Below are 12,182 nucleotides of genomic sequence, written 5' to 3' on the forward strand. Positions count from 1 at the left end.
GGTAGCGTCGATGCTGGCCAAGGCGGGGCGCGAGCGGCTCATCAAGGCGGTGGGCTGACGCCTTTTTATCCAAGCCCGGCGGCAACCCGCATTTGTATGCCGGCACACCGCTAACCCCCTATAGGTAGTTCTCCCGCGTCAAAGGCCGCCTCGCACCACCCAAACTGCTGCCAAAGGCGCATCATCGCCTTGGGCGAACCCGCGTTGCAGACTGTGTGCGAGGCAGAGCATGACAAGGTTCAAGAAGGTCTTCTGGATCGGCACTGGGCTCGCCGTGCTGGGTGCGCTCGGTGCCTTTCTGGTGGCCGATGAACTGAAGACTTCGCGGCTGCAATCCGCCCTGTGGCGCGACTTTTCCGCCGGCGCCACCTTCAGCGTCGATTCGGGCCCGAGCAACGCGATTCGCTTTCCCCAAACGGGGCCTTACGACGAGCGGATGGGCTATCACGATCTGCCCCGTTTCATCGAACGGCTCGGGCCGCATGGCTTCACCATCACCCGGCAGGCGCGCATGTCGCCGCGGCTCATCGAGCTGCAGGAGCACGGGCTTTTTACGCCCTACCGCGAAAAGAACCAGGCGGGCCTTACCGTGCGCGACTGCCGCAACACGGCGCTGCTGCACACGCGGGTGCCGCAGCGCGCCTACGAGCGCTTCGAAGAGGTGCCGCCCCTGCTGGTGAGCAGCCTGCTGTTCGTCGAAGACCGCCACCTGCTCGACGCGGAGCCGCCGCAGCGCAACCCGGCGCTCGACCCCGAACGCTTTGCCAAGGCCGCGCTGGAGCACGGGCTGCGGGTGTTCAGCCCCAGCCAGTCGGCCACGGGCGGCAGCACGCTGGCCACGCAAATCGAAAAGTACCGCCATTCGCCGCACGGCCGCACGGGCTCGGTGCGCGAAAAGCTGCGGCAAATGGCGTCCGCCTCGGTGCGGGCCTATCAAGACGGGGACGACACGCTGGCGCGGCGCCGGCAGATCGTGGTCGACTACCTCGACACGGTGCCGCTGGCCGCGCGACCGGGTATGGGCGAGGTGCACGGCATGGGCGACGGGTTGTGGGCCTGGTACGGGCGCGACTTCAGGGAGGTGAACCGCCTGCTTGCCGACCAGGCGGAGGGCGCCGCCCCCACGCCCGATGCGCTGCGGCGGCAGGCGCAGGCCTTCAAGCAGGCGCTGTCGCTCATGATTGCGCAGCGCCGCCCGTCGCAGCACCTGCTGGGCGACGGCGCAAGCCTGGGCCGGCTCACCAACAGCTACCTGCGGCTGATGGCCGAGGGGGGCGTCATTTCGCCCACGCTGCGCGATGCGGCGCTGCCCCTGCCCTTGCACCTGCGGCCCGAGCTGCCCCTGGCCCCGCGGCCCGACTTTGTTCAGCGCAAGGCCACGAGCGCGCTGCGTACCCACATCTCCACCCTGCTCGACGTGCCGCGCGCCTACGACCTGGAGCGGCTCGACCTGGAGGCCGAGACCAGCCTGGACGGCGAGGCGCAAGCGCTGGCGGCACAGGTGCTGGCCGGCCTGCGCACGCCGGCTGCGGCCAAGGCGGCGGGATTGTTCGGCCCGAATCTGCTGGATGCAGGCGCGAACCCGGCCCCGCTGATCTACAGCTTTACGCTGTTCGAGCGCGGCCCGCAGGGCAACCTGCTGCGGGTTCAGGCGGACAGCATCGACCAGCCTTTCGACGTGAACCAGGGCGCACGGCTGGACCTGGGCTCCACCGCCAAGCTGCGCACGCTGGTGAGCTACCTCGAGCTGGTGGCCGAGCTGCACGCCCACTGGGCCGGCCTGGGCGCCGCGCAGCTCACGGCACTGGCGCCCAGCCCGCGCGACCCGCTGGGTGTGTGGGCGCGGCAGTACCTGTTGCGCGCCAAGGACAAGCGCCTGGCGCCCATGCTCGAAGCGGCCATGGAGCGCAAGTATTCGGCCAACCCGGGCGAAGCCTTCTTTACCGGCGGCGGCCTGCATCAGTTCGAGAATTTCGAGCGCTCGCGCAACAACGAGTTCATCACGGTGCGCGAAGGCTTCAAGCATTCGATCAACCTGGTGTTCATTCGCCTGATGCGCGACGTGGTGCGCCACCGCATGTTCGGCGGCGAATCCGATGCCGAGGTGTTGCTGAAAGACCCGGCCGACCCGCGCCGGCGCGAACTGCTCGCGCGCTTTGCCGACCGCGAGGGGTCGGCCTATCTGATGCGCTTCTATCGCAAGTACCAGCGCCTGCCGGCCGCCAATGCCGAAGCGCTGCTGCTGCGGGGCACAAGGGCCTCTGCACCGCACGTGGCAAGTGTGCTGTTCACCATAGAGCCCGATGCCAGCGACGAGCGGCTTGAAGCGCTGCTGGCGCAAAAGCTCGGCCGCGGATATGACGGCTCGCCGCGCGAGCTGCGGGCGCTGCGCACCACCTACGCCAACCTGTCGCTGGCCGACCGCGGCTACGTGGCGCGCGTGCATCCGCTGGAGCTGTGGCTGGTGGGCTTCTTGCGAAAGCACCCCGGCGCCACGCTGACCGAGGTGCTGAACGCGAGCGCCAGCGAACGGCAAGAGGTCTACGCCTGGCTCTTCAAGACGCGCCACAAGAGCGCGCAAGACACGCGCCTGCGCGAGCTGATCGAGATCGACGCCTTCGCGCAGATCCACCGCTCGTGGCAGCGCCTGGGCTATCCGTTCGAATCGCTCACGCCGTCTTACGCAAGCGCCATCGGCGCATCGGGCGACCGGCCCGCTGCGCTGGCGGAGCTGATGGGCATCATTGCCAGCGACGGCATGCGCCAGCCGGTGAAGCGCGTGGGCTCACTGCACTTTGCGCGAGACACGCCTTACGAAACACGGCTGGAGCCGCGCAACGCCAGTGCCGAGCAGGTGCTGCCCGCGGAGGTGGCCGCCACCGTGCGCCGCGCGCTGGTCCAGGTGGTGCAAGACGGCACGGCCCGCCGGCTGAAGGGCGTGCTGGTGGATGCGAACGGCCGCGCGCTCGAAGTAGGTGGCAAGACGGGCACCGGCGACCACCGCTACGGCCACACCGGCGGCGGGCGCAAGTCTGCGGAGCGCAAGATCAGCCGCTCGGCCACCTTCGCGTTCACCATTGGCGACCGCTACTTCGGCACCATCATGGCCTACGTGCACGAGCCGCATGCCGCGCGCTACAAGTTCACCAGCGCGCTGCCGACGCAGCTGCTCAAGTCGCTGGGCCCGCAGCTGCTGCCGGTGCTGGAGCGCAGCGGCTGCGGCGGCGACTGAAACGCAACCGCGGGTGTAAAAAGGCGGCCCCGCAAGAGAAAGGGCCTCCGATGCAAATCCGCGAACTCGCCACCGGCCTGCAGTTTCCCGAAGGGCCCATTGCCATGGACGACGGCTCTGTGCTGCTGGTTGAAATTGCGCGCGGCACGCTCACGCGCGTGCGGCACGACGGGCTGGTGCAGGTGGTGGCCAACCTGGGCGGCGGGCCCAACGGCGCCGCAATGGGGCCGGACGGCGCGGTGTACGTGTGCAACAGCGGCGGCTTTCGCTGGCACACCGAGGCCGACGGCTGCCACCGCCCCGTGGGCCAGGCCGAAGACTATTCGGGTGGTCGCATCGAGCGCGTGAACCTTGCCACCGGGCAGGCCGAGCGGCTGTACGACACGGTCGATGGCTTCGCGCTGCGCGGCCCGAACGACATCGTGTTCGACGCGCAAGGCGGTTTCTACTTCACCGACCTGGGCAAGACGCGCGACCGCGACATGGACCGCGGCGGCGTGTTCCATGGCCACAGCGACGGCAGCGCCGTGCATGCGGTCGTGCGGCCGGCCATGACGCCCAACGGCATTGCGCTGTCGCCGGACGGCCGCACGCTGTGTTACGCGGAAACCGAAGGGGCGCGGCTCTGGGCCTTCGACATCACGGCGCCCGGCCGGCTGCGCAAAGACGGCTGGCCCTCGCCGCACGGCGGGCGCATGCTCTGCGCGTCGCCCGGCGGGCACTACCAGCGCTTTGATTCGATGGCGGCCGATGCGCTGGGCAACCTGTGCGTGGCCACGCTGCTGCACGGCGGCATCACCATCGTTGCGCCGGACGGCAGCACCTGCGAGCACGTGCCGCTGCCCGACCGCTACACCACCAACATCTCCTTTGGCGGGCGCGACATGCGCACGGCCTACGTCACGCTGTCGGGCAGCGGGCGGCTGATTGCCATCGACGATTGGCCGACGCCGGGGCTCCGGCTCAACTTCCAGGCCTGACTGAAGACGCTGGCGGCGCGCGCGGGCGCCTGCGGCAACCCGGCCAATGGTGGTCAGCCCGTCAGCCGGTCGCGCGCTGCCAAAGAGCGTTGAAGCGAGCTCGTTTTCTCGGAGGATCGGACAAGAAAGCTGGACAACCTTGCTAACGGCGCGGGGCTCGCGGCGGCAGACTTGACTTCGGTTTCACTGCCCCGTTCGCTTGACCCTCAACCGACACAAAGGAGTTCTGCATGACCAAACCACGATATTTTTCCCAGCTGTGGGCGTCCGCCCTGGCCGCAGCGCTATTCAGCCTTGGCGCTCTTGTGCCTTTGCACGCAGCGGCCAATACCCCGGCGTCGCAGCAAACAGCGGAGAACAACCGCCAGTTCATTGCCGATGCATTCACGCAGTGGCAGCAAGGCGGCAAGACCTTCTTCCAGGACGTGCTGTCGCCCGACGTGGTGTGGACCATCAAAGGCACGAGCCCGGTGGCCGGCACGTACCGCGGCCGGCAAGATTTTCTCGACCGCGCGGTGAAACCCTTTGCCGACAGGTTGTCCGCGCCCATACGTCCCATGGTGAGAGACATCTGGGCCAATGGCAACGACGTGGTCGTGCATTGGGACGGTGCCACCACCGCGGCCGACGGCGTGCCCTACAGCAACAGCTATGTGTGGATCTTCCGGATGAAGGACCGACGCGCGACCGAGGTCATCGCCTTTCTCGACCTTGCGCCTTACGACGATGTGCTTCGGCGAGTGCCGGCCCCAAAGTAGGCAAGGCAGCAGCCGGGCCTACTGCCTTGCGGGGGCCGGGTACGCCTGCTGGATGAGCGTGCGCAGCGTATCGGCAACGCCGTGCCGCCCACCGCGGCGCCATGCCAGGTGGAGCTCGACGTCGAAGCCGTTCGCATCCTGCAGCGGCCTGAACACCACCCCGGCATAGCGCAGCCTGTGCGCGGAGTGCGGCACCAGCGCCACGCCCACGCCTGCGTTCACCAGCGACAGTATCGAATGCGTGTGGCTCAGCGTCTGCACCACTTCAGGCGCAACACCTTCGGCGCGCAGCCGCCCGGCCACCAGCTCGTAAAGATAGCGCGACTCCGACGGGCAGAACTCGATGAAGGCCTGCGCTTCGAGCGCGACCAGCGGTATCGATTCAAGCTGCGCGAGCGAATGCTCCGCGGGTATGGCAAGCGCAAAGGGCTCGCGGAATATCGCGGCCGATTCGGTAAAGCTGCGCGGTGCAAACGGCCGGACGATGCCCAGCTCGATGCGGTCGGCGCCAATGGCCTCGATCTGGTCGGCGGTCTGCATTTCACGCAGCATCACCTGCACATCGGGCAGCTGGGCCCGCACGGTGGCCAGCAGCTGCGGAAGCATGGTGAAGCTGGCCGCGGGGATGAACCCCATGGTCACGCTGCCCGCATCGGCGCGCATCGCGCGGCGCGCGGCCAGCGTGGCGGCCTGGCTGCGGCGCAAGATGTCTTCGGCCTCTCGCAGAAACACCTCGCCGGCGGGCGTGAGCCGCACGCTGCCGCCGGCACGCTCGAGCAGCAGCACGCCCACTTCATGCTCCAGCAGCTGGATCTGCCGCGTGAGCGGCGGCTGCGTCATGTTCAGCGAGGCGGCGGCGCGGCCGAAGTGCAGTTCGGTGGCAACGGCCACAAAGCAGCGGAGTTGGGTGAGCTGGAACACGATTCAAATCTTGAATGGCGGCATCCCATGTATGGATTGGACGCTGTTGCCGGTGGCTCCTAGAGTAGCCGTTCTCCGCGCTTCATCCCTTTTCCATTCCTGTAATCGACATGAGTTCTTTCCAAGGCCGCGCGTTGCGCGAGGCACTCAACGGCATCTCCGGCATTCTGGTGACGCCCTTCGACGCCGACGACGCCATCAGCGTTGCACCGCTCAAGCCGGTGGTCGACCGCGCCGTGCAGGCCGGCGTGCATGTGCTGGTAGCCAACGGCAACACCAGCGAGTTCTACGGCCTGCAGGCGCACGAGGCTGAGCGCATGGTGCATGCCACAGCCGAATGCATTGCGGGCCGGGTGCCCCTTCTGGCCGGCGTGGGCCGCAGCGTTCATGAAGCCTGCGCACTGGCGCGCGCCTCGCGCGAGGCCGGCGCCGACGCGCTGATGGTGCACCAGCCGCCCGACCCCTTTGTTGCGCCGCGCGGCGTGGTGGCGTACCTGCGAAAGATCGCGGATGCGGCCGACGGCTTGCCGATGGTGCTGTACCTGCGCAACGAGAACATCGGCCTGGCCGCCATCGAGGAGCTGTGCCGCATACCCGAGATCGTGGGCGTGAAGTGGGCCTCGCCCACGCCGCTGGTGCTGGCCGAGGCCATGCGCCGCACCGCAGACCGCCAGCTGGCCTGGGTGGGCGGCCTGGCCGAGGTGTGGGCGCCGCCCTTCTACGCCGTGGGCGCGCGCGGGTTTACGTCAGGCCTCATCAACGTGCTGCCGGAGCGCTCGGTGGCCATCTACAACGCGCTCGAAGCCGCCGACCATGCGTTGGCCATGCGGCTCATCGGCGAAATGCTGCCTTTCGAAGAGCTTCGCGCGCAAGAAAACAACGGCACCAACGTGACCGTGGTGAAGACCGCACTGCAGTTGATGGGCAACGACTGCGGCGCGACCCGCCCGCCATCGGCCTGGCCGTTGACGGACCACCAGCACCGGCAGTTGCATGCGCTCATGTCGGGCTGGAACCTGCTGCGCTGACCTCTTCGGGCAGTGCGCGGATCCGAAGTTGCCGCGCTCTCTTTCTTTCTCCATAACTATTAAGGACAAACCAATGAACCATCGCCGATCGCTCCTGGCACTTGCCATGCTTCTTCCGCTCTGCGGCGCCGCCAGCGCGCAGAACTTTCCGGCGCGGCCCATCACCATCGTGGTGGGCTCCAGCGCCGGCAGTGCCACCGACGGGTTGGCGCGCGCAATCGGGCTGGAGCTGACCAAGGAAACGGGCCAGCCCGTGATCGTCGACAACCGGGCGGGCGCGTTCGGCGGCATCGCAGCGCAGTTTGTTGCGCGAGCCCAGCCCGACGGCTACACGGTGTTCATGACCACCAACACCACGCAGTCGGCCAACCCGCATCTGCAGAAAAAGCTCTCGTACGACCCGATCAAGGACTTCGCGCCGGTGTCGCTGTTGACCAAGGGCTACCAGCTGCTGGTGGTGAACCCGCAGGTCAAGGCCAACAACGTGGCCGAACTGATTGCCGCCGCCAAGGCCGCGCCGGGCAAGCTCAACTACGGCTCGGGCAGTTCGTCCGCGCAGGTGGCGACCGAGCTGTTCCAGCAGATGACCGGCACCAAGTTCAACTACGTGCCCTACAAGGCCAATCCGCCGGCAGTGCTCGACCTGGTGGCGGGCCAAACCGACCTGATGATTGCCGACCTGGCCACCACCCTGCCCCACGTCAAGGCGGGCAAGCTGCGCGCACTGGGCGTGAGCAGCCCCAAGCGCCTGCCGCTGGTGCAGGGCGTTCCGGCCATTGCCGAATCGCTGCCAGGCTACGAGTTCGGCTACTGGAACGCGCTCTATGCGCCCGCGGGCACGCCGGCGCCCGTGGTGCAGCGGCTGAATGCGCTCATGCACCGCGCCATCGAAACGCCCGCGGTACAAAAGCTGGTCGAGCAGGCCGGCATGGAAGCCGCGCTCTCCACGCCCGAAGAGTTGGCTCGGTTCCAGCTGGCCGAACTCAGCCGCTGGGGCCAGATCATCAAGACCGCGGGCATTACTGCCGAATAAGCGGGCCGGTGTACTCGCCCCGGGCCGGGTAGTCGTTCTTGATGACGAAATCCAGCGCCTGCACCATCTCCGCAAAGTTGGGGCGTACAAAGGGCATCGACTGCACCGAGAGGTAGTAAATGGTGTTGTCGGGCTTGACGAGGAACAAGCCCGGCTCGGAGAAGAGCGCGGGTTCTTCGATGCCGATGGATGTCTTGCCGCGCGATGTCGAAACATACAGGCCCCACTCCCTGGCCTTCGCGAGCGAAAGGCCGTAGCCGACGCGCAAGTTGGCCGCGCCGATTTTTTCAGCCATGGCGCGCGCGCGTTCTTCGTTGTCGGAGCTGATGGCGATGGTGCTGACGCCGCGCTCGGCAAATGACGGCGTCAGCCGCTCCAGCTCCTTCAGGTAGGTGGCGCAAATCGGGCAATGCAGGCCCCGGTAAAAGCACAGCAGCGTCATTCGTTCGGGTGCGTCGCCGGCCAGGCGAAAGGGGCCGCCGGCGAGCGTATCGACCACGAGGTCCGGGGCTTGTTGGCGTGGCATCAGCATCTGGGTTTTCCTTTGAGTTGGTTGCAAACGAGGCTCAAAGATCGCATGCTTGCGATCATGAAAAGTCCAGATTCCATGATTCAAAGTCCAAAGCCCGCCAAGGCGGACAGACTTGCGGCATTTATCGAAGTGTTCAAGCTGCGAGTCGCCGTGCTCGCGGAGCCTCACACGCGCGGACCGGTGTTGCTGCTCGCGGGCGAGGACGGCGAAGCCGGTGCCCGGGTGGTCTTTCGATTGCATGGCGCCAGTGCGTTGCCGGCCGATGTGCGCGTTGCGGCGCATGTCGATTTCGACAACGATACCAACCCGCTGATGAGCGCCATGCCTGAAGAAATATCGGTACCCCTGAAGGAGTCGCTCGCGCTGGAGGCCACAGCAAAGGCGTTTCTCTCCGAAGCAATTGAAAGCCGCTGCGGCCGCAGCGCAGCCCTGAACCGGCTGGCCGAAGTGCTCATGCTGATGGTGCTGAGAAGCGCGATCGACACCGGTGCGCAGAAGCCGGGTCTGCTTGCCGGGCTTGCGCACCCCGCGCTGCACCGCGCGCTGGTGTCGATTCACGAGGCGCCGTCGCGGCAGTGGACGGTGGATGACCTGGCGGATCGAACGGCCATGTCCAGGAGCGCATTCATGTCGGCGTTTCGCGCAACGGTGGGAATGACGCCGATGGCGTACCTGAGCTCCTGGCGGCTCACGCTGGCGCGCCGACACCTGGCAGCCGGAGAAGCCGTGAAGCTGACGGCGCGGCGGGCCGGCTTCGGGAGCGCCGCGGCCTTCTCGAGGGCGTTCTCCAGGGCCTATGGGCACGCGCCGGCCGAATTGAAGCGCGCCGCCGCCGCTTGACAATACCGCCGCATTCATTCAATACTCAACCTAGCGGTTAACTATTGGATGAGAGGACACCCCGCATGAAATACCAGGGAAGCTGCCACTGCGGCCGCATCAAGTTCGAGGCCGAAGGCGAGATCACTTCGGCCCTGTCGTGCAATTGCTCCATGTGCCAGCGCAAGGGCACGCTGATGTGGTTTGTGCCGCGCGGCAACATGCAGCTGCTCACGCCCGAAGACGACACCAGCGTCTACCTCTTCAACAAGCACGTGATCAAGCACCGCTTCTGCCCCGAGTGCGGTATTCACCCCTACGGCGAGGCCAAGGCTCCGTCGGGCGAGCCGATGGCGGCCATCAACCTCCGCTGCATCGAAGGCATCGACCTGCAGGCAATTCCGGTCACGCAGTTCGACGGGCGATCGGTATAGGCGCGGCGTGCGCATGACGTGCGGCCGCGCATGCGGGCCGCACCGCCCTGGTTGTCCTGACTCTGCGGCGTTTTGCAGGAACTGAAACAATGCAGCCACCATGGACGGCCTCGATCTCATCAAAACATTCCGCGAAGTGGCGTTCCGGCGCAGCTTCTCCCGTGCGGCCATTTCGCTGGGCATGTCGAAAGCCACCGTCAGCCGCTATGTGGCCGAGCTCGAGGAGCGCAGCGGCGTGCGCCTGCTCAACCGCTCGACCCGATCGCTGAGCCTGACGGATGCGGGGCAGGTGCTGCTCGACCGCAGCGCCGAACTGGTGGCCATGGCCGAGAACACGCTGAACGACCTGCAGGCCCACGGCTCGCACCCCCGCGGGCGCCTGCGCATGAGCGCGCCGCACGGGCTGATTGCGGGTTGGCTGTCCGACGTGATTGCCGAATTCATCAAGCTCTACCCCGAGGTGTATGTGAGCCTGGTGTTCACCAACAGCGAGATCGACCTGATCGAGGAGGGCATCGACATTCACCTGACCGGCGGGCGCATCGACGACATGAACCTGATCGTGAGGCGGCTGGTGCCTTTCGACATGGTGGTGTGCGCAAGCCCCGGCTATTGGGCCCAGCGCGGCATTCCCAAGGTGCCCGAGGACCTGGCCCGCCACGACGTGCTGAGCTATTCGGCAAAGCCCACCACCCACCTGCCTTTCGAGACCAAGGGCAAGCCGGTCGAGGTGCAGGTGCACAGCCGCATGGAGGCCAACGACGCGGTTGCGCTCATAGAGCTGGCGCTGCGCGGCGCGGGCGTGGCCTATGTGCCCGAGCCGCTGGCGCAGTCGCACCTGGAGCGCGGCGCGCTGGTGCCGGTGCTGCGCGAGCACATGCCGAAGGACCATTGGCTTTACGCGGCCTATTCGCAGCGCCGGCACAACAGCGCCGCCATGCGCGCGATGCTCGACTTTCTCGAGCAGTCGATGGGGCCGGCCGGCGAGCCGCCGGTGTTGCCGCCCATTCCGCCGATGACGGCCGTGGCGCCGACCGCATGCAACCTTTCGGTGCCGCGCAAGGCTGCCCGTGCGCCCGCGTCCGCGGCCCGGAAGGACAAGTCGCCGGCCGAAGAAGACCGTTCTTCGGACGCTGAGCGGGCTGCAGTCGTGTTGCAATCGCATGTTTTCAACGTGCAGGCAGCCGACGCATGACGACCTCTTCTTCCCCTTCGCCTTCTTCTTCCCTTCTGGTTCGCCCTCCGGTGCCGGAAGACTACGCCGGCTGGAAGCCGCTATGGGACGGCTACAACGCCTTCTACGAGCGCGAGGGCCCCACGGCGCTGCCGGAAGAGATCACACGGGTCACGTGGCAGCGCTTCTTCGACGCCTACGAGCCAGTGCATGCGCTGGTGGCCGAGCGCGATGGCCGTCTGGTGGGGCTGACGCACTACCTCTTTCACCGCAGCACCACGCGCATCGAGCCCACCTGCTACCTGCAGGACCTGTTCACGCTGCCTTCGGAACGCGGCCGCGGCGTGGGGCGCCAGCTGATCGAAGGCGTGTATGCGCACGTGAAGCGCGTGGGCGCGCACCGCGTGTACTGGCAAACGCACGTCACCAATACCGCGGGGCGCATGCTCTACGACAAGATGGCCTCGCACGACGGATTCATCGTGTACGGCACGCTCGTCTGATCGCCTGAAACTCAGTACTTGATGGTGACGCCGGCTTTCACGCCGTTGTTGTTCTTGCCGTCGCTCAGCACGCCGCCCGTGAGCGACACATTGCCGCCCGTGCTCGCACCCAGCGAGTAGGTCGGCCGCGGCGTGGAGGTGTCGGTGCCTATGTAGGTGCCGCTGCCGTCGGGCCGCTCCACGCCGATGGTGGCGCCCTTGGTGTAGGCCGAGGTTTCGGTGGGGTTGACGTTCGGCGCCACGTAGATGGTGCCCTTCTCGTCGCTGTCGACCGGCACCCTCACCGGCTCCGCCGCTGCGGTAACGGCCACGCACCAGGCGGCCACGCTCACGCTTGCAAAGATCCATTTGCTCATGACCCGATCCTGCGGGCTCGGCAGCGCCGCGCCTGTAGGACGAGACGCAGGCCTGCCCGCATCGGCAGGCGATTTGTCATGGTTCGCACCAGCACGCGCGGGGGCGTTTGTCTCCCCGGAAAAGGGGCGCACCGCTCATGTCCGCGGGTGACGCAATTTTTACATTGGCTCCACGGCAAAGAGAACGCTTGCAGTCCGCTCCGGGCGCCAGGCGACGCCTCCGTTGGCAGGTCAGCGGGGTAACACGCCGCCAAAAGGTAGAGCCATGAACAGAATTTTTCGAACCCTCTGGAATCCTTCGCTCGGCGCATGGGTGGCGGCACCCGAAGTTTCGCGCGGCCACACCCGGCCAGGCCGCGGCGGCGGCAGTGTCGAAGGACGCAGCCGCGCAGGCCCGATGGCCGACCTCCGC

The 12,182-nt window shown here is 67.0% G+C and carries 13 protein-coding genes; 10 read left to right on the plus strand and 3 right to left on the minus strand.

Annotated elements, in window-relative coordinates:
• Positions 1-229: 229 nt before the first annotated feature.
• From EJI00_RS24330 to EJI00_RS24340, 3 genes are all read left to right on the plus strand, one after another.
• Positions 230-3,232, plus strand: coding sequence for a transglycosylase domain-containing protein (locus EJI00_RS24330; protein WP_126750046.1), 3,003 nt, complete (start codon positions 230-232; stop codon positions 3,230-3,232).
• 50 nt (positions 3,233-3,282) lie between these two features.
• On the plus strand, positions 3,283-4,212 hold the full coding sequence (locus EJI00_RS24335; protein WP_126750047.1) for an SMP-30/gluconolactonase/LRE family protein: 930 nt from the start codon (positions 3,283-3,285) through the stop codon (positions 4,210-4,212).
• A gap of 230 nt (positions 4,213-4,442) precedes the next feature.
• The gene (locus EJI00_RS24340; protein ID WP_126750048.1) at positions 4,443-4,970 is read left to right on the plus strand and encodes a nuclear transport factor 2 family protein; all 528 of its coding nucleotides are present in this window, start codon (positions 4,443-4,445) and stop codon (positions 4,968-4,970) included.
• Positions 4,971-4,988: 18 nt separating this feature from the next.
• On the opposite strand, the gene EJI00_RS24345 is transcribed toward EJI00_RS24340, so the two are convergent.
• A complete protein-coding gene (locus EJI00_RS24345) occupies positions 4,989-5,891 on the minus strand; it encodes a LysR family transcriptional regulator (protein WP_126750049.1) in 903 nt (300 codons plus the stop codon).
• Between the two features lie 110 nt (positions 5,892-6,001).
• On the opposite strand from EJI00_RS24345, the gene EJI00_RS24350 reads away from it, so the two are divergent.
• Both EJI00_RS24350 and EJI00_RS24355 read left to right on the plus strand, forming a co-directional pair.
• Positions 6,002-6,919, plus strand: a complete 918-nt coding sequence (locus EJI00_RS24350; protein ID WP_126750050.1) for a dihydrodipicolinate synthase family protein — start codon at positions 6,002-6,004, stop codon at positions 6,917-6,919.
• Between the two features lie 73 nt (positions 6,920-6,992).
• A complete protein-coding gene (locus EJI00_RS24355) occupies positions 6,993-7,952 on the plus strand; it encodes a Bug family tripartite tricarboxylate transporter substrate binding protein (protein ID WP_126750051.1) in 960 nt (319 codons plus the stop codon).
• Here EJI00_RS24355 and EJI00_RS24360 read toward each other — a convergent pair.
• A complete protein-coding gene (locus tag EJI00_RS24360) occupies positions 7,939-8,484 on the minus strand; it encodes a peroxiredoxin-like family protein (protein WP_126750052.1) in 546 nt (181 codons plus the stop codon). The two genes, EJI00_RS24355 and EJI00_RS24360, sit on opposite strands and share 14 nt — an antisense overlap.
• Before the next feature lie 75 nt (positions 8,485-8,559).
• On the opposite strand from EJI00_RS24360, the gene EJI00_RS24365 reads away from it, so the two are divergent.
• The 4 genes from EJI00_RS24365 to EJI00_RS24380 all read left to right on the plus strand — a co-directional run bounded on the left by EJI00_RS24365 (position 8,560) and on the right by EJI00_RS24380 (position 11,414).
• On the plus strand, positions 8,560-9,324 hold the full coding sequence (locus EJI00_RS24365; protein WP_409514044.1) for an AraC family transcriptional regulator: 765 nt from the start codon (positions 8,560-8,562) through the stop codon (positions 9,322-9,324).
• A 65-nt stretch (positions 9,325-9,389) separates the two neighbouring features.
• Complete coding sequence (locus tag EJI00_RS24370; protein WP_126750054.1) at positions 9,390-9,737, plus strand: GFA family protein; 348 nt, start codon at positions 9,390-9,392, stop codon at positions 9,735-9,737.
• A 100-nt stretch (positions 9,738-9,837) separates the two neighbouring features.
• On the plus strand, positions 9,838-10,932 hold the full coding sequence (locus EJI00_RS24375; protein ID WP_312846488.1) for a LysR family transcriptional regulator: 1,095 nt from the start codon (positions 9,838-9,840) through the stop codon (positions 10,930-10,932).
• Positions 10,929-11,414 (plus strand): GNAT family N-acetyltransferase, encoded by a 486-nt coding sequence (locus EJI00_RS24380; RefSeq protein ID WP_126750055.1) that lies wholly within the window; start codon positions 10,929-10,931, stop codon positions 11,412-11,414. Before EJI00_RS24375 ends, EJI00_RS24380 begins: the two co-directional genes overlap by 4 nt.
• Before the next feature lie 11 nt (positions 11,415-11,425).
• Here the strand turns inward: EJI00_RS24380 and EJI00_RS24385 are convergent, their stop codons facing one another.
• Positions 11,426-11,770, minus strand: a complete 345-nt coding sequence (locus EJI00_RS24385) for a hypothetical protein (protein ID WP_126750056.1) — start codon at positions 11,768-11,770, stop codon at positions 11,426-11,428.
• Positions 11,771-12,035: 265 nt separating this feature from the next.
• On the opposite strand from EJI00_RS24385, the gene EJI00_RS25615 reads away from it, so the two are divergent.
• On the plus strand, positions 12,036-12,182 hold a 147-nt coding region (locus EJI00_RS25615), incomplete at its 3' end, for an ESPR domain-containing protein (RefSeq protein WP_221885067.1).

It is taken from the genome of Variovorax sp. DXTD-1 (assembly GCF_003984625.1).
Classification (GTDB): domain Bacteria; phylum Pseudomonadota; class Gammaproteobacteria; order Burkholderiales; family Burkholderiaceae_C; genus Variovorax.